Annotated in this window: 15 protein-coding genes and 1 pseudogene; 5 read left to right on the plus strand and 11 right to left on the minus strand. The window is 67.8% G+C overall.

The genetic code is table 11. The features are described 5' to 3' along the window. A complete protein-coding gene (locus KBY78_RS01415; protein WP_255142017.1) occupies positions 1-993 on the minus strand; it encodes a formylglycine-generating enzyme family protein in 993 nt (330 codons plus the stop codon). A gap of 197 nt (positions 994-1,190) precedes the next feature. On the opposite strand from KBY78_RS01415, the gene KBY78_RS01420 reads away from it, so the two are divergent. Together KBY78_RS01420 and KBY78_RS01425 are read left to right on the plus strand one after the other, a co-directional pair. After that, positions 1,191-2,159 carry a helix-turn-helix domain-containing protein gene (locus tag KBY78_RS01420; protein WP_255142033.1) on the plus strand — a complete coding sequence of 323 codons (969 nt, stop codon included), beginning with the start codon at positions 1,191-1,193 and terminating at the stop codon, positions 2,157-2,159. 993 nt (positions 2,160-3,152) lie between these two features. Continuing rightward, positions 3,153-3,350, plus strand: coding sequence for a hypothetical protein (locus KBY78_RS01425; protein WP_255142018.1), 198 nt, complete (start codon positions 3,153-3,155; stop codon positions 3,348-3,350). Positions 3,351-3,378: 28 nt separating this feature from the next. Here the strand turns inward: KBY78_RS01425 and KBY78_RS01430 are convergent, their stop codons facing one another. From KBY78_RS01430 to argJ, 4 genes are read right to left on the minus strand one after another with little or no spacing between them, the layout of a single operon-like run. Beyond that, the gene (locus KBY78_RS01430; RefSeq protein ID WP_255142019.1) at positions 3,379-5,052 is read right to left on the minus strand and encodes an AarF/ABC1/UbiB kinase family protein; all 1,674 of its coding nucleotides are present in this window, start codon (positions 5,050-5,052) and stop codon (positions 3,379-3,381) included. Next, positions 5,052-5,381 carry a hypothetical protein gene (locus KBY78_RS01435; RefSeq protein ID WP_255142020.1) on the minus strand — a complete coding sequence of 110 codons (330 nt, stop codon included), beginning with the start codon at positions 5,379-5,381 and terminating at the stop codon, positions 5,052-5,054. Before KBY78_RS01435 ends, KBY78_RS01430 begins: the two co-directional genes overlap by 1 nt. Before the next feature lie 36 nt (positions 5,382-5,417). Further along, a complete protein-coding gene (locus KBY78_RS01440) occupies positions 5,418-5,948 on the minus strand; it encodes a hypothetical protein (RefSeq protein ID WP_255142022.1) in 531 nt (176 codons plus the stop codon). Between the two features lie 49 nt (positions 5,949-5,997). Further along, positions 5,998-7,227, minus strand: coding sequence for a bifunctional glutamate N-acetyltransferase/amino-acid acetyltransferase ArgJ (gene argJ / locus KBY78_RS01445; protein ID WP_255142023.1), 1,230 nt, complete (start codon positions 7,225-7,227; stop codon positions 5,998-6,000). Between the two features lie 40 nt (positions 7,228-7,267). Between argJ and coaE the strand changes: the two genes are divergently transcribed. Together coaE and KBY78_RS01460 are read left to right on the plus strand one after the other, a co-directional pair. After that, positions 7,268-8,743: a dephospho-CoA kinase gene (gene coaE / locus KBY78_RS16230; protein ID WP_315856621.1), complete on the plus strand. Its 1,476-nt coding sequence runs from the start codon at positions 7,268-7,270 to the stop codon at positions 8,741-8,743. A gap of 67 nt (positions 8,744-8,810) precedes the next feature. Beyond that, the gene (locus tag KBY78_RS01460; protein ID WP_255142025.1) at positions 8,811-9,437 is read left to right on the plus strand and encodes a hypothetical protein; all 627 of its coding nucleotides are present in this window, start codon (positions 8,811-8,813) and stop codon (positions 9,435-9,437) included. Positions 9,438-9,449: 12 nt separating this feature from the next. Here KBY78_RS01460 and KBY78_RS01465 read toward each other — a convergent pair whose 3' ends face one another. The 3 genes from KBY78_RS01465 to gatB all read right to left on the minus strand — a co-directional run bounded on the left by KBY78_RS01465 (position 9,450) and on the right by gatB (position 12,021). After that, a complete protein-coding gene (locus KBY78_RS01465; protein WP_255142026.1) occupies positions 9,450-10,052 on the minus strand; it encodes a chloramphenicol phosphotransferase CPT family protein in 603 nt (200 codons plus the stop codon). 182 nt (positions 10,053-10,234) lie between these two features. Beyond that, the gene (locus tag KBY78_RS01470) at positions 10,235-10,501 is read right to left on the minus strand and encodes an Ets-domain-containing protein (RefSeq protein ID WP_255142027.1); all 267 of its coding nucleotides are present in this window, start codon (positions 10,499-10,501) and stop codon (positions 10,235-10,237) included. 29 nt (positions 10,502-10,530) lie between these two features. Continuing rightward, complete coding sequence (gatB, locus tag KBY78_RS01475; protein ID WP_399215101.1) at positions 10,531-12,021, minus strand: Asp-tRNA(Asn)/Glu-tRNA(Gln) amidotransferase subunit GatB; 1,491 nt, start codon at positions 12,019-12,021, stop codon at positions 10,531-10,533. 44 nt (positions 12,022-12,065) lie between these two features. On the opposite strand from gatB, the gene thiO reads away from it, so the two are divergent. Beyond that, complete coding sequence (thiO, locus tag KBY78_RS01480) at positions 12,066-13,268, plus strand: glycine oxidase ThiO (protein ID WP_255142029.1); 1,203 nt, start codon at positions 12,066-12,068, stop codon at positions 13,266-13,268. Positions 13,269-13,397: 129 nt separating this feature from the next. On the opposite strand, the gene KBY78_RS01485 is transcribed toward thiO, so the two are convergent. The 3 genes and pseudogenes from KBY78_RS01485 to KBY78_RS01495 form a co-directional block, all read right to left on the minus strand. Then, positions 13,398-15,275 (minus strand): adenylate/guanylate cyclase domain-containing protein, encoded by a 1,878-nt coding sequence (locus tag KBY78_RS01485; protein WP_255142031.1) that lies wholly within the window; start codon positions 15,273-15,275, stop codon positions 13,398-13,400. Further along, positions 15,272-15,916 (minus strand): FecR family protein, encoded by a 645-nt coding sequence (locus tag KBY78_RS01490; RefSeq protein ID WP_255142032.1) that lies wholly within the window; start codon positions 15,914-15,916, stop codon positions 15,272-15,274. Before KBY78_RS01490 ends, KBY78_RS01485 begins: the two co-directional genes overlap by 4 nt. A gap of 61 nt (positions 15,917-15,977) precedes the next feature. Next, positions 15,978-16,092: pseudogene (locus KBY78_RS01495) on the minus strand (nucleoside-diphosphate kinase); the annotation flags it as partial.

The raw sequence follows: 16,092 nt of genomic DNA on the forward strand, positions 1-16,092 counted from the left end.
TCAGAGGGAGGAGTTGAGGAGCGGGGAAGCGAGGCGGAAGCCGATGTGGGAGGTGCCCGTGTCCGGGCTCTCCGCTTCTCGGGCGGCGGGCCGGTAGCGGCTGCAGTAGTTGGGAGCGCACAGGAAGGAGCCGCCCTTGATCACGTGCTTGGCCACCCCCGGCTCGCGGGGATCGCTGCTGGCGGCGGCATCCTCCAGGTGTGGATCCTGCTGGCCGTCGATCGGGTCATGGCCGCTCTGATACCAGTCGGATGTCCACTCCCAGACGTTGCCCGTCATGTCGAAGAGGCCGTAGCCGTTGGCGGGGAAGTGGCCCACCGGGGCGGTGCCCGGGTAGCCGTCCTCGGCCGTGTTGTTCACGGGGAACGTCCCCTGCCAGGTGTTGGCCAGGCCGGGCTTCCAGGTGTCGCCCCAGCTGAAGACCTGATCCTTGAGACCGCCACGGGCGGCGAACTCCCACTGGGCCTCGCTGGGCAAGGCCGCCCCGGCCCAGGCGGCGTAGGCCTGGACATCCGCCACTGACACCTGGACCACCGGGTGATCCAGCCGCTCGTCGATGGCGCTGCCGGGCCCTTCCGGATGGCGCCAGTCGGCTCCGGGCATCCAGTGCCACCAGCCAAGCTCCTGCACCGGCTCCCCTGGGGAGGGGGGGCGGAACACGACCGAACCCGGGCGGCGCTCGGCGGCGGAGAGGCCCGGGAACTGCTCGGTGCTGAGAGGCTGCTCCGCCTGGGTCGTGTAGCCCGTGGCCTCCACGAACGCGGCGAACTCCCGGTTGGTCACCTCCGTGCGCCCCAGGCAGAAGGGCCGCAAGCGCACCGTGGCCTCCGCTTCCTCCGGCAAGCGCCCGGCGGCGCCGATCCGGAAGCGGCCGGCGGGGATCGCCACCATGTCCGCCGGACACTCCTGGGGCGCCGCCAGGGATGGGCCCGGCTGAACAAGCAGCAGCGAGACCACGACCAGGGCAAGCCAGATCAGTTCAGGTCGGGGCATTCCCTGCACGACAGGTCTTGGTGCGGGGAGTGTACGGCTGCTGAACCTTTCTCCAGGGTCTCCTCAAGCTGGTTTCATCGGATTTGTTGTCTGAGGATGAACTAACGGGCAGGATTGGTGCGATGGAAACGCATAATCAGGGCGGCAGCGCAGTTTCTGACCACCTCCCCCTTGTGGTCCTCAACGATCGTGCCTTGGTGCTGACCGATGCAACAGCCCTGGCGGAGAGGATCCATGCCGCCACCCCCCTGCGGGGCCTGGTGCGGATGGGCGAACGCCAGGGTTTCTTTCACCGCAATGCCGTTCTTCGCCTCGGAGGCCTCAGCCTGTCCAGCAGCGTGCATTCCCCGTTGGTGCTGGAAGCTGAAGATACCGGCTGTGCCATGGTCGCTCTCGCCTATGCCGGATCGGCCCAGGTAACCCTCCAGCAGCAACGCTTCGATCTCTGGCCCCAACAGGGCTTGCTGTATCTCCCCGGCGCGGCCTTCGAGGCCCAGACCGGGTTCCTCCAGGAAGTGCTGATCCACCTGGATCCGGCGCAGCTGGCCATCACTGCTGCCGCGATCGCTGGAGGCGCCCATGGACCGAGACCATTCCTGCGCCGGCTCCGCCAACCCAGGCTGGTGCATCCCCGCAGCACCTTGGAGCAGGATCTGCTGACCACCCTGCGGCGGACCCTGACGACACTGGATGCTCCTGATCTGGAGGCCGCCGGGGGCTTCGCCGCTCTCGGGATCGAGGATCTCCTGCTTCGGCTCCTGGCCTTGCTGCTGTTTCCGGAGCTGCTCAGGGCTCAACCCTCTGGCAGTCCCCACCCAGTTCCCCAGCCGCGAGAGCAGGCGTTCACCGACTTACTGGAGTGGATGAAGGCCCACCTGCACACCCCGATCACTCTCACCCAGATGGAACTGCGCAGCGCCTACTCCCGCCGGAATCTTCAGATCCTGTTCCAGGAAAGGTTCGGCTGCAGCCCGATGCAATGGCTCAAGGCTCAGCGCCTTGAAGCGGCCCGTCAGGCCCTGCTCCATCCTGAAGCGGATGACACGGTGGCGTCGATCGCCCACCGTCACGGCTTCGCTGATCTCTCCGGCTTCGCCATGGGGTTTCGGCGTCGCTACGGCGTGCTGCCCTCGGGTGTGTTGCGCCTGGGGCGTTCTCCAGACTGAGCAGGGTGCTCACCGAATGAGGAGTTAGCGGAATACACAGGGAAAGGGTAATCTCGAACTGGAGAGAAGCGGGGACCGACTCAGGCCCCTGAACTCCGTCGCCTACATCCGGGGCAGTGTCGAATACGGCCGTCTCGGCCTCCTCACCGACATCAGCTACGTCTCGTTCTAGAGGATTACTCCTGGAATGCCCAGGCCGGCCTCGGCTATGCCATCGGCAACTCCACCCAGCTCAATCTGTCGTGGCGTTTTCTGCACCTGGGAGGCAGCAATGATCAGATCCCCGAAAAATACCTACAACATTGATCAGAATGGGATTGAAGCCGATGTGAAGTTCTTCTTCTGAGCGCCAGGGGGTGCGCCAGGCCCCAGGCTTGGCCTCAGCCGGAATCAAGAGGCGGCCAGTTGGTGACCGTGGAGAGGGGGCTCTCCTCTCAAGTGGCTCGGGTCTTGTCTTGAGACGCGCAGCACAGGCTCACGAAGGATTGTGTTGAGCCGGCGGCTCGAACAGCTTCTTCCATCGAGGCGGGTTGGTGGCCCTTCAGGAACTGACCGTCTCATGCAGCTTCAGCCCTGTGGTCAACTCCCTGGGGATTGGCTCCCTGCTCGGGGTCGCCGCTCAAGCCGTTAAAGAAGAGAGACCAGGGGCGAAGTACAACCGCCTACTGCGCATCGAGGACGAACTGGCAGCCAGTCGCTCTATGCCGGAGCCGAAGGACGGTGACCCCAGGGGATCGACGATCCGGCCATAAGCCTTGGCACCACATGATCGCTTCCCCCCCAGTGCGTCTGGCCCAGCCCGCAGCCAGGTGCACGTTCCTGATGCCCATCGGCGGCTCCGAGCCGGTGGTGAGCAAACGGATCGGGCGTGGGCGCCTGCTAGGTCGCAACAACTGAAACACCGATTTCATCCTTGACCAGCCCTTCAGCAGCTACCGCTTCTTCTTCACGGCCACCTCCACCGATCAGGCCAGTTCTCCGGTGCAGGGGTTCATGCGGTTCACCGACGGGACGAGCCTGCAGCTCTTCAATGAAGCCCTCACGCCGCCCCAGGGCACCGGCAGGATGTGGGCCCCCTTCGCCTCTGTGCCGGGCAAGGGCACCAGTCTGATGAACTTCCGGATCGGTTCATCCAGCCAGCCTGGAGCGCTCGGCTTCAGCTACCGCATCTCTGTTCAGGGCTGCAACTGAGTCCAGTAGCTGGACCCTGCTGCATCGTTCAGCCCCCAGTTCCCGGCAACTTCTCCAGACGTGCATCCCGCCGCTGGCGCCCCTGGAGCTTGATCCAGCTCAAACCCACGGGCAGCCCGGCCACCAGCGGGATCGCGGCCAGGGCCGGCTGACTGCCGGACCCCAACACCGCGGCAGCCACAGCAAAGGCTCCCAGCAGGATCGCCTGGCTGGTGCTCTGCTGAGCGAGAGCCAGGCGGCGCAGCAGCCGATCGGTTTCACCGGCGCGGATCTGCACCTGCAGGTCGCCCTGCTCGATGCGTACGAGGCTGTCCTCCAGCCGGCGCGGCAGCCCCAGGGCACGGCTGCCCACTTCAGCGGCCTGACGGCTGAGTTCACCGAGGAAATCGTTGGGGCCGTTCCCGCTCGCGGTCATCAGTGGAAGGAGGTAGGGGCGGGCAATCGCCATCAGGCTAAAGCCGGGGTCGAGGCTACGGCCCACTCCCTCGAAGGTGGAGAGGGCCCGCATCACGAAGATCAGCTCGGCCGGAAGGCGAAACGGCTGGCCGTAAACCAGGTCGTAGAGGTCGCCGGAGAGCTTCTCGATAACGTTCGTGGAGAAGGGCGGCGTGAGCGCCTCGGTGAGCATCACCCGCACCAGCCGTCGCACCGGACCAGGATCCACATCCCTGGCGATCACCCCAGCCCCCTGCAGCTCCTCCACCAGGCCGGAGGCATCGCGGGCCGCCGCGGCCCGCACCATCCGTCCCAGCCGGCTGCGCAGCCGCGGCGAGAGCTGGCCCATCATCCCGAAGTCGTAGTAGATGAGGGCGCCATCGGCGGCCACCGCCAGGTTGCCGGGGTGGGGGTCGGCATGGAAGAAGCCGAAACGCACCAGCTGCTGCAGATAACTGGCGGCCCCCTTCTCCGCCACCGCCGCCGGGTCGATGCCCGCCGCCACCAGAGCTGTGCGATCGGTGATCTTGATGCCGGGCAGAAAATCAAGGCAGAGCACCCGGCGGGTGCTGAGCTCCCAGATCACCGAGGGGATGCGGATGCCGGCATCGTCGAGGAACTGCTGACGGAAGCGGGCCGCATGTTCGGCCTCCAGGCGGAAATCCAGTTCCCGCAGCAGCACCCGGCGGCATTCCTGGGCGATCGACACCCAGTCGCGGCCCTCGCCCCAGCGCGGATGGCGCTGCATCACCGCCGCCACCTGCTGCATCACCTCCAAATCCAGCCGGAACAACCGCTCCAGCCCGGGCCGCTGGATCTTGAACACCACCTGACGGCCGCTGCGCAGGCTGGCCCGGTGCACCTGGGCGAGGCTGGCGGAGCCCAGGGGCCGCTCCTCGAGATCGACGATCTCAGCGCAACGCCCTCCCAGCTCCTCCTCGAGCAGGGCCTGCACCACCGAGAAGGGGAAGGAGGGCACCTGATCCTGCAGATGCGAGAGCTCCTCGACATAGCCCGCAGGCAGCACGTCGGGGCGGGCGGAGAGCAACTGGCCCAGCTTGATGAAGGCGGAGCCCAGTCCGAGCAGCTCCTGGGGGAGCCAGCGGGCCCGCCGTTGCTGCCTGGCCTCCCGCCGCTCCTCCGTGGGGCCGCCGGGGTAGGTCCAGTCCTTCCCGTCCCACCAGAGCCCCCCCAGCAGGCGCAGCACGGTCCACCAGATGCGCAGCGAGCGGGCGAAGCCCCGCCACCGTTGGCGCCAGGCCCCCATCAAGCCTGGTCCTCGAGCTGGCGCGAAAGCTCTGCCACCCGGGCGCGCAGATCATCGATCTGATCCTGAGGCGCGGCTGCAGCCCAGGCGGCGGCTGTGGCGTCGCCTCCTGCCGCCCCGGGCCCTGAGCCGGCGGCGCTGGCCTCGGTTTCTAGCCGCTGGGCCTCCTGCTCCACTTCATTCCAGAACAGCTCCAGCTCGCGCCTGAGGCGCTCGGGCGCCTGCTGGGCCAGCACGGCCAGGCTGGCCGCCGAATCGGCGAAGCCACTGCCGAGGCGGGCCCCCAGCCGATTCAACGCAGCCTGCAGCAGAGATTGGGGGGCATGCATCGAAGGGACCGTCCGCTCTGGCCAAACTGTGGCAGATCAGGGCTGGCGCTCGGGAGCCGGCGGCGGCGGCACATTGAGCGAAGGTGGCGCGGGCAACGCAGGCGGCCCGGGATCCGAAGCAGCCTCACTGGGCCTGCTGGCGGCGGATTCGGAGGCTGGGGCAGGGTCGGAAGCCGAACCGCTCGCGGCTCCTTCATCCTGGGGCCGACGGGCCTCTGGCTTCGGCCCTTCCTTCTGAGCGGCCTCACGTTTGGCCTTCTCCTCCTGCTGAGTGCGCTCCAGCTCGATCAGCTCGAGATCGCCGCGAAGCTCCTGCCGGTCGGCGCCGTAACGCAGGCGCAGGCTCTCCAGCGTGGTGCCGGGAAACGGCTTCAGATCGAACCCCTGATCCAGCTTCAGCGGCCCTTTGGCCTGCAGCGCCAGCAGGCGGTCGGTGATGGCGTAGCCAGAGCCGAAAGCCAGACCGGCCACCAGGGGAAGCACCCAGGGGGCCCAGCGCTTCGGGGGCGCCGCGGCCACTTCGGAACTGCGTCGACGGGATCGGCGCCGGGCTCCGGCCTCGGGCATGGGGGGCTGGCGATGAAGGAGGCTCCATCCTGCCTGCAGCCGCAAGCCTTCAGGTGGTGTAGTCGGCGTTGATGCGCACGTATTGATCGGAGAGATCGCAGCCCCAGGCCAGACCGCTGCCGGTGCCGTCGCCCACCCGCAGCCGGATGGCCACGGTGTCATCGCTGAGGTAGGCCCCGGCGGCGCGCTCGGCCATGTAGCGGGAGGCGGCCGGGCGGTCGAAGGGCAGGGGCTGGCCGGCGGCCATCAGCTGGTGCTCCCCCAGCCAGAGGGCCACCGCTTCGGGGTCGAAGGCCACGCCGGCGCGGCCCGCCGCGGCCACGATCCGGCCCCAGTTGGGGTCGCGACCGTGGATGGCGCACTTCACCAGCGAGGAGCCGCAGATGGTACGGGCCATCGCCCGGGCGCCGGCATCATCCCCGGCACCCTCCACCTGCACCTCGATCAGGCAGGTGGCCCCCTCGCCATCGCGGGCGATCGCCCGGGCCAGGTGCTGCGACACCGCCGTCAGGCCGGCCTCCAGCGCCTCGAAGTGCTCGGGGTTCAGGGGTTCCCCGGCTGCAAAGGCCAGGTACGTGTCGTTGGTGCTGGTGTCGCCGTCGACTGTGATCGCATTGAAGGAGCGATCCACCGCCCGCTGCACCATCGCCTGCCAGAGCTCGGCCGGCACGCCGGCATCGCAGCTGAGATAGCCCAGCATCGTGGCCATGTTCGGGTGAATCATCCCGGAGCCCTTGGCCATGCCGCCGAGGCGGACGCGGCGGCCACCCAGGTGAGCCTCAAGGGCGATCTGCTTGTCAGTCAGATCGGTGGTGAGGATGGCGGTGGCGGCGGCAGCACCCCCCTCGGGGCTGAGGGCCGCCACCAGGGGATCGAGGCCCGCCAGCAGGATGTCCATCGGGATCGGCACGCCGATCACGCCGGTGGAGCAGATCAGCACCTCCTCGGCCGCCAGGCCGAGGAGGTCGGCAGTGGCCTGGGTGGCCCTCAGGCTGTCGATCAAACCGCGATCGCCGGTGCAGGCATTGGCCTGGCCGGAATTGGTGAGCACCGCCCGGGCCCGGCCACCGCTGGCGGCCAGGCGCTGGGCGCAGAGGTCCACGCAGGCCGCCCGCACGTGGTTGGTGGTGAAGCTGCCGGCACAGACAGCGTCGTGGGGAGCCAGCAACAACGACAGATCGGGGTTGCCAGAAGCCTTGAGGCCTGCGGTGATGGCGGCGGCCAGGAATCCCGCCGGAGCGGTGATGCCGCCGGGGATCGGGTGCCAGGGATGGGTCACGGCGGCAGGATGACTCGCACCATCCTGCCGAGCCGCCGTGGTGGAGCCGACCACGCCTGAATCGCCGACGCCGAAGCAGGTGGAGGTCGTCTGCCGGGAGCTGGCCGGCGAGCTCTTTCCCTGGGACACCACGCGCTCCCTTGAGCTGGCCCTGCTCAAGACCTTCTGCGTCCCCTCGATCTCCTGCCTGCTGCAGCGCACGGGTGAATTCACCCACAGACCCCGCAAGCGCTACGACGACACCGGCCTGATGGTGGCGGAGCTGCTGCGCTGGGGCCCTGACAGCCCCCAGGGGCAGGCGGTGATCACCCGGATGAACCGCATCCATGGCGCCTATGCGATCAGCAACCGGGATTTCCTCTACGTGCTCTCCACCTTCGTGGCGGAGCCGATCCGCTGGCTGGCCCGCTACGGCTGGCGGGCCCTGAGCGGGAGGGAGCAGACGTGCCTTTACCGGTTCTGTCGGCAGGTGGGCAACGCGATGGGCCTGGAGGCCATCCCCGACAACCTGGACGCGCTGCTGCCGTTCAACCGCCGCTTTGAGCGAGAGGCGTTCCAGAGCGCCCCCAGCAACCGGCAGGTCGCCGAGTCGACCCTGGCGATGTTGCTGGCCGACTGGCCGGCTCCCCTGCGGCCGGCCCTGCGCAGGGTGCTGCTGGCGCTGGTGAGCCGTGATGTGTGCGCCAGCCTCGGGTGGAGCTGCAGCCCTAACTGGCTGCAGCAGCTTGTGCTGGGGGGGTTGCGCCTGCGCAGCCGCCTGTCCCGCCGTTGGCCCCAGGGCCAGGGCAGCACGCGCTTCTACTCGCAACGCCCCACCCCCAGCTATGGCGCCCGCTTCCACCTGGAGCAGCTGGGGCCGCCGGCCATGCTGGAGCGGCTGAATCGTCCGCGCTGGCGGGGCCACCAGCGGCGGATCGGCCTCACCGGCGGCATCGCCAGCGGCAAGAGCAGCGTGGGCCGTTTGCTCGCGGAACGGCATGGGCTGCCTGTGCTGGATGCCGACCGCTATTCCCGCGAAGCCCTGGCTCCTGGCAGCCCTGGAGAGCAGGCCGTGCTGGAGCGCCTCGGCTCAGGGGTGCAACAGCCAGTGGGAGGCATCGATCGCTCCGCCCTCGGGCGAATCGTGTTCAGCGACCAGGCGGAGCGCGCCTGGCTGGAGCAGCTGGTCCATCCGCTGGTGCGCCAGCGGTTCGAAGCGGAGCTGGAGCAGCTGGCGGCCGCTCCGGTGGTGGTACTGATGATCCCGCTGCTTTTTGAAGCGGGCCTCGAGGGGCTGTGCAGCGAGGTCTGGCTGGTGGACTGCGAGGCCGAGCAACAGCTCCGGCGACTGATGGCCCGCGATGGCCTGAGCGCAACCGAGGCCCTGGCCCGCCTGGCGGCCCAGTGGCCCATGGAGCGAAAACGCCCGCTGGCTGATCGGGTGATCGACAACCATGGCGTGAGCGAGGCCCTGGAGCGGCAGGTGGAGAAAGCGCTGTCGCAAGGGGCTGCTGACGACGCAGGGCAACGTTCCTAGCCTCACTTTTCGCGTGAAGGTCTGCATGGATGCCGAGTCCGGATCGCCTCAGGCAAGCTGGCCCCGGTTGCCCAAGGCGCTGATCGTGGCCTGGAGCCGCTCCTGCCATCAGTTGCGGCAATGGTTGATCGAACCGGGCCAGACCATGCGGCTCAAGGAACAGATCCGGCAGCTGGATCAGGGGAGGCGACTGGCCTGCACCGTGGGGGTGTTCTACTTCTCCCACCGTTACGCCGCCCTTTCTCTGAGCACCGCGGCCGGGATCCTCGCCCTCAGCTCCCTGGCCCTGATCAGCAAGCAGGGTTGGGAGAAGTCCAACAACGCCATCATCAACATCGGCATCACCTCCGGGCTGGTGCTCTATTCAGCCTGGACCTTCAGCCAGCTCTACGGACAGGCCGCGAACTATGAGAACTACAGCCGTAAATATGTGCTGGCCAATGATCTGATCGCCACGATCGAAAGCGCCGTGGCCAATGGCTCCGCCCAGATCAGCGCCAACCAGGAGCCGACCACGCTCAACCTGGCCAGCAAGCCGGACATGGCCAAACTGATCGGCCACGTGGATGAGCGGCTCCGAGTCATCAACAAACCGGAGTTCACAGGCGACGCCTCCTTCGCCGAGGACTCCTTTCATACAATCCGGGGATTCATCAAGCCTGGTGTGCCTGAACAGCCGACGCCGAGCCGATGACCAGCGGCTGGCTCAGCCCTCGTGCAGAGCGGAGACCACCAGATCCACGCAGGCCTCTGGCCCCATTTGCCCGGAATCCACCATCAGGTCGTAGGTGCAGAAGCCATGCACCACGTCCGCCAGACCACGCGCCCGACCAAGGACGCGGTCGCCGCGAGCCCGCTCGCGGGCCTCGAGGATGGCCAGATCACAGGTGATGCCCACGGAGAACACCCGCAGCCCTGCGAAAGCGGCCGTGCAGCTGTCCATCATCCCCTGATCATGCAGGACATGATCGAAAATCACCGCGTTGCCGCCCTCCACCAGCGTTCGCACGACAGGCGCCATGGCCGCGATCAGGCGCCGGAAGACGGGTCCGAACACGGGCCGCACATCCAGGGGCTCTCCTTCAGCAGACACCCGATGCATCTGCACACCCTGGGCGGTGAACGGATCGGAATCGCCCTGCCGGGGCGTGTCTGCCCCTTTGTAATAGCGAGGAGCAGCGAAAAAGAGCAGGTCGTCGAAGCCCAGGCAGAGATAGGGGTGCTCGATCCGCGCCTGTAGCCGGCGACAGAGGGTGGACTTGCCCGCACTGGACGGCCCGTTGACAAGGATGACGTCCGGCCAGTCCACGTCGTGCACCTGATTTCCAGCCTTTCGAGGCTATCCCGCGCGCTCAGCCCTTCAACTTCTCCAGCCTGATCTGGACGGCGGCATTGCGGGCCAGAGCCCTGAGCAGGCCTTGCGCAAGCAAGGCGAACAACAATCCCTGTCGATCAGAGCCCGGCCACCTTCCAACCTGGCGGCACTCTTTTTCATTCTCTTGGCCTGAGGGAGCCGCCATTGCAGAAGCGTGTCGCCCATGCCTGATGCACGTCCTTCGTATCGCCAGTGCTGTTGTCAACGTGCCACTTCACTGAGGTGTCATGGCAGGCCTCCCAGAGTTTCGCCTGCCGGGCGATGGGAACCAGTGATGCAGCGATGATGACAGCGCTGATGGTCGTGGCCAACTGAAGAAGGATCCCCGCATGAGCCCGGATCATCTCCCGCGGAGACAGTTTCTGGTCGTTGTGGTCGCCCATTTAGGTGGCACGGATTTCCGAAGTAATCCTCAGCCCTTCAGCTGCTCGCTGAGGATGCGGTTGGCGAGCTTCGGATCGGCGCGGCCACCGGTGCGCTTCATCAGCTGCCCCACGAAGAAACCCTGCAGCTTGGTCTTGCCGCCTCGGAAGGCCTCGACCTCAGCCGGATGGGCCGCCAGCAGCTCCTGCACCACCTCTTTGATGGCGGCGGGGTCGCTGATCATGCCCAGGCCTCGCTCCGCCACGATCGTCTTGGCGGAACCACCCTTCTCCAGCAGCTCCGGCAGGATCTCCTTGGCGATCTTGCCGCTGATGGTGCCGTTGTCGATGAGCTGAACCAGTTCCGCCAGCTCCTCGGGCTTCAGGGGCAGCTCGGTGATCGAGAGCTTGCCAGCATTGAGGTAGGCGGCGATGTCGCCGGTGACCCAGTTGGCGACCCCCTTGGCCTCGGCTCCGGCGGCTACGGCGGCTTCGAAGTATTCGGCCATCGCACGCTCATCGGTGAGCACCCGGGCGTCGTAGATCGAGAGACCCAGCTGGTCGGCGTAACGGTGGCGCTTGGCCGCCGGCAGCTCGGGCAGTTCGGCGCGCCAACCCTCACGCCGCTCGGAGGTCACCTCGATCGGGCCTAGATCCGGCTCGGGGAAGTAGCGGTAGTCGCTGCTCCCCTCCTTGCTGCGCATGCTCTTGGTGAGCTGCTTGCTCTCATCCCAGAGGCGTGTTTCCTGCCCGATCGGCTCACCGGCCTCGATCGCCTTGATCTGGCGGGCGATCTCATGGTCACAGGCCTTCTGGATCGCCGAGAAGGAGTTCATGTTCTTGATCTCCACCTTCACGCCGAATGGTTCATCCGGTCCGCGCCTCACCGAGATGTTCACATCGCAGCGCAGCGAACCCTCCTGCATGTTGCCGTCGCTCACGCCCAGATAGCGCATGATCCGGCGGATCTCCGAGGCGTACTCCGCCGCCTCCCGGCCCGTGCGCAGATCGGGCTTGCTCACGATTTCAGCCAGGGCCACCCCGGCGCGGTTGTAATCCACCAACGAATGAGTGCTGCCGGCGAGGCGATCACTACCGGCATGAACGAGCTTGCCGGCGTCTTCTTCCATGTGAAGCCGCTCGATGCCGATCGTCTTGAGATAGGTCTCTTTGCCCTTCTCGGCCACCTCCACCTCGATCCAGCCGTTCTCGGCGATCGGCTGGTCAAATTGGGAGATCTGGTAGTTCTTGGGCAGATCAGGATAGAAATACTGCTTGCGGTCGAACTTGCTGTGCTCGGCTACCTGCAAATTGAGGGCGAGGGCCGCCTTCACCGCATACTCCAGCACCTTCTGATTCAGCACCGGCAGGGTGCCCGGCAGACCCAGCACCACCGGATCGATGTGGGTGTTGGGATCGTCTCCGAAGTTGGTGGAGGCGGCTGTGAAGATCTTGCTGGCGGTGCCCAGCTGCACATGGGTTTCCAGGCCGATCACGGCTTCCCATTCGCCCTGTCCGCTCGCCGATGTCATGACCTGCATCCCGCCTGGGGCGATCCTATGCAGCGGACCCCGGAGCCGGCCCCATGAGCGTCGAGAGCGACCCCGTGCTGATCCTCGGTGGCGGCTTGATCGGCCTGGCGGTGGCCCACCAGCTGGCCCGCCGGGGGGAGATGGTGCAGGTGCTCAGCCGGCGCCGCAGCGAGGCAGCGGGGTTCGTGGCCGCCGGCATGCTGGCCCCCCACGCCGAGGGGCTCTCCGGCCCGCTGCTGGGCCTCGGCAAGGCCAGCCTGGAGCGGATCCCGGACTGGGTGCAGCGGATCGAAGCCGACAGCGGCCTGAGCTGCGGCCTGCGGCCCTGCGGGATCGTGGTTCCCTTTGCCTCCGCCGAGCAGCGCGACGCCTACCCCACAGCTGCCTTCGGCACGCCCCTGACACGAGCCGAGCTGGAGCGGGAAATCCCCGGCATCGGGTCCTCCTGGCAGGCCGGGCTGCTGTTCCCCCAGGACGGACAGATCGACAACCGCCGCCAGCTGATGCGGGCCCTGGAGCGGGCCTGCGTGGAGCGGGGGGTGGCGTTCGACGAAGGGGCCGAGGTGCTGGAGCTGGTGTGCCGGCAGGGGCGCGCGCTCGAAGCGGTGCGCATCCGCCGTGCCCAGGGGGACGACGGCACGATCCCCTGCCGGCGGGCGGTGCTGGCCTGCGGCGCCTGGAGCGCCCGGTTGATGTCCGCCCTGCCGGTGGCTCCCATCAAGGGACAGATGCTCTCGCTGCAGGGGCCCCGAGACGCCTTGAAGCGGGTGCTGTTCGGTCCAGGCATCTACCTGGTGCCTCGGGAGGACGGTCTGCTGGTGGTGGGGGCCACCAGCGAGCCGGAGGCCGGCTTCGCGGAGGGTCTCACCCCCTTCGGGCAACGGGAGCTGCAGGCGGGCATCGAGGCGCTGCTGCCCGAAGCGGCGAGCTGGCCGCCGATGGAGCGTTGGTGGGGCTTCCGACCCGGCACCCCGGATGAGGCGCCCCTGCTCGGCCCCAGTCCGATCCCGGGGCTGTGGCTAGCCACGGGGCACTACCGCAACGGTGTGCTGCTGGCGGCGATCACAGCGGAGCTGATCGCGGCGGCCATCCCCCCCGCAGGCAACCCAGGCGGCGCGCCAGCGGCCATCGAGCCCGAAGCAGAGACACTGCTCAAGCACTTTCGCTGGGACCGCTTCCCAGGGTGTAAACGGGAATGTCCCCCATCCCCTTCACCGCCACCGGGCCCAACGGGCGAACGGGACATTCCCCGCTGACCAGCTCGGCGGTGGCCGCATCGAACACCACCGGCACCTGCAGCGGCAACCTGCAGCGAAGCAGCGAAGCGACGACATGAACGGAGGCCTGGGCGAGGGCTGGAGGCTGGACCATGCCCCCCAGATCGTTCATTGTGATGGCCCTTGCCCTGCTCGTCTGAGCCACGGGCCGGGCTTGGTCTCATCCGTAACCGGGGCCTCAGGACCCAGCCCCAGCAGAGCCAGCACCTCCAAAGGCTCTGGCCAGCCCTTGAGCTGATGGGGACCCAGCGGCTTCACCACCAGCTCGCCGGGGAGCAGCTCCAGCAGATCACCACTGATCAGGATCGGGTGCTGCGGGTACCGGCGGGTCAGCCCCTCCAGCCGGCTGGCCACGTTCACGCTGGCCCCGACCACGGTGAACTCGAGCCGCTGGCTGGAGCCCAGGTTGCCGGCGATCACCTCGCCCACATGCAGGCCGATGCCATGGCGCAGGGGTGGCCGGTTCATCGCAGCCAGGCCGGCATTGAGCTCCTCCAACCCACGCTGCATCGCCAGGGCGGCGCGTACCGCTGCCCTGGCCTCGATCTGATCGCCACGGCTGCGCGGCACACCGAACTCAGCCATCACCGCGTCGCCGATGAATTTGTCGAGCAGCCCCTGCTCCTCCAGAACCGCCGCGGCCATGACCTCGAAGTAGCGGTTGAGCAGCGCGAACAACTCCGCCGGCTCCAGACCTGCGCTCAGAGGGGTGAAGTCGACCAGATCGCTGAACAGCAGCACGCAGCGGCAACGCTGGCCCCCCGCCTGATTCCAGATCGCTGCGGGATTGCGCAGGATGTCGTTGAGCAGGGTCGGGGAGATCCGGCGGGCCAGCACCTGGTGGAGGTAAGCCCGCTCCTGGTGCTCCTGAAGGACCTGGGCGGCCACGCGCAGGCCGCCTCCAAGCAAGGGGCTCAGCAGCAGGGCTGCCAGGGGCAGGTTGAAGTGGGCCCACAGCCAGAGCCCGTAGGCCAGGCCAAGGCCCGTGGCCATCAGCGCAACGGCCGCAGCGGCCGTGCCCAGGGCCGCCGCCGGACGTGCCAGGAGCACCAGTGCACCAGCACCCCAGAGCAGCAGCAGCAGCCCCTCCGCCGCCCCTGGTAGTGAGCGCAGCCCATCAGCTTCGAGCACATTGCCCACGGCCGTGGCCAGCACCTCGCTGCCACTCATGGGCCCGTAGGGCGTTTCCTGCTGATCTCCCAGCTCCGCTGCCGTGGCGCCGATCAGCACTGTGCGTCCCTTCCAGATCCCCACCGGTGCCTGCTGGATCCGCCAGGCCGGCAGCGCTGGCAGCGTGCCCGCCGGGCCGCGATAGTTGAGGCCAAGTGGCTCCTCCGTGAGGGCGTCCGGCCGCACCAGGACGGCCATGGGCAGGGGATGGGGAAGGGCGAAGCCGGAAAGCTGCTCTCGCCACCAGCGCCGTCCGGGCACCGCCTCCGCCAGCCCGGCATCGCTTTGCAGCAAGGTGGTGAGGCCTGAAGGCCCCAGAGCCAGCAGCGGCCGCCGCAGTTTGATCTGCTCCAGTCCCTGCCGTCGCTCCAGGGTGTAACCGGTGGCGAGATGCACCCGCTCCCGCCATGGGGTCAGAATGGCCAGCGCAGCCACGTCATCGGCTGGGCCATAGCGGCTGGGCTGGCTGTATTCCAGGTTGACCAGCACACGGCTGGCGCCGCCCCGCAGAGCAGTGACAGCCAGTTCTGCCTGCAGGGCACGGGGCCAGGGCCAGGGCCCCATCCGCTGCCAGAGCGGCGCGGCCTGCCGTTCATCGGACCCGAGCAGATCTGCCAGGCGCAATGACTCGGAGTCGATCGCCAGGATCAGAGGATCCTGCGGCGCAGGCCGGGGACCCCGCCAGCGAAAGAACGTCGCCCGGGCCAGGCTGTCGAGCTGGGCGAGGGCCTGACCCGGCGGAGTGTCGCGGCAGGGGGGGAGCGCCACGACCAGGGGCAGGGCCAGCGCCAGCCACCAGGCCCGGACACGCCTCACGGCAGGCGGTCCAGCTCCCGCTCCAATGCCGGCAGGGTTTCCATCGGTGTGGAGAAGCCATGGAGCAAGGTGCTGACACGGCGTCGCTGGGTCGCCTCGGCGCGGCTCAGCTGCCGCGGCGGACTCCAGGCGCCGTTCTCATGAATCACCTCTTCGCCGCTGCTGAGGCTGAAGCGTTGGCCGTCACGGGCCTCCACCTGAACCGACCCTTCCCAGCTGAAAATCCGCAGCCGCTCTGGGCTGGCTTCAAGAAACACCGTGGTGCCTGAGATCGAGGCGGTACCCACCCGCGTCCTGATCCGCAGGGGCGGGCCGTCGGCGCGTCCTGGGATCAACCAACCGATGATCTGGCCACGGCTGAGTTCCACATCGCTGCGACCGATCAAGGCGAGGGAATCGCCCCCAAGGCGGAACCGACGGCCATCGGGGAACGCCACCTGAAGGCGCCCTGGCTTCCGCGTGCGCAACACCGTGGAGGGCACCAGACTCTGACCTGGGCGGGCGTCGGACTCCTTCTCCCGTGGCGGGATGACGTAGGCAGGCCTGGAGGGCACCTCCACCACCTTCGGCAGGGATGAGAGAGATCCTCTGGCCTGGGCCGGCAGGATCCCGGCCAGCACCACCAGGCCAGTGAAGGTCAACGGGACCAGAGGATTGATGCTGGCGATGGCAGCAGGCTGCAGATGGACCCAGAGTGGCCCCTCAGTCTTCGCAGCGCCACACCTGATCGGCGGGCGTCCAGTCGCTGAGTTCGGAGGACTGGAACCACAAGCTGATCTCGAAGACCGCGGTTTCCGGTGCATCGGAGCCGTGGATC

The organism is Synechococcus sp. EJ6-Ellesmere, from assembly GCF_024345875.1.
Classification (GTDB): Bacteria; Cyanobacteriota; Cyanobacteriia; order PCC-6307; family Cyanobiaceae; genus Regnicoccus_A; species Regnicoccus_A antarcticus.

Bases quoted from the DNA above. Each gene is read 5' to 3' on its own strand.
- gatB (WP_399215101.1), bottom strand. From the start codon at position 12,021: ATGCAGGTCATGACATCGGCGAGCGGACAGGGCGAATGGGAAGCCGTG.
- KBY78_RS01430 (WP_255142019.1), bottom strand. From the start codon at position 5,052: ATGGGGGCCTGGCGCCAACGGTGGCGGGGCTTCGCCCGCTCGCTGCGC.
- thiO (WP_255142029.1), top strand. From the start codon at position 12,066: ATGAGCGTCGAGAGCGACCCCGTGCTGATCCTCGGTGGCGGCTTGATC.
- KBY78_RS01435 (WP_255142020.1), bottom strand. From the start codon at position 5,381: ATGCATGCCCCCCAATCTCTGCTGCAGGCTGCGTTGAATCGGCTGGGG.
- KBY78_RS01415 (WP_255142017.1), bottom strand. From the start codon at position 993: ATGCCCCGACCTGAACTGATCTGGCTTGCCCTGGTCGTGGTCTCGCTG.
- KBY78_RS01440 (WP_255142022.1), bottom strand. From the start codon at position 5,948: ATGCCCGAGGCCGGAGCCCGGCGCCGATCCCGTCGACGCAGTTCCGAA.
- KBY78_RS01470 (WP_255142027.1), bottom strand. From the start codon at position 10,501: ATGGGCGACCACAACGACCAGAAACTGTCTCCGCGGGAGATGATCCGG.
- KBY78_RS01425 (WP_255142018.1), top strand. From the start codon at position 3,153: ATGCGGTTCACCGACGGGACGAGCCTGCAGCTCTTCAATGAAGCCCTC.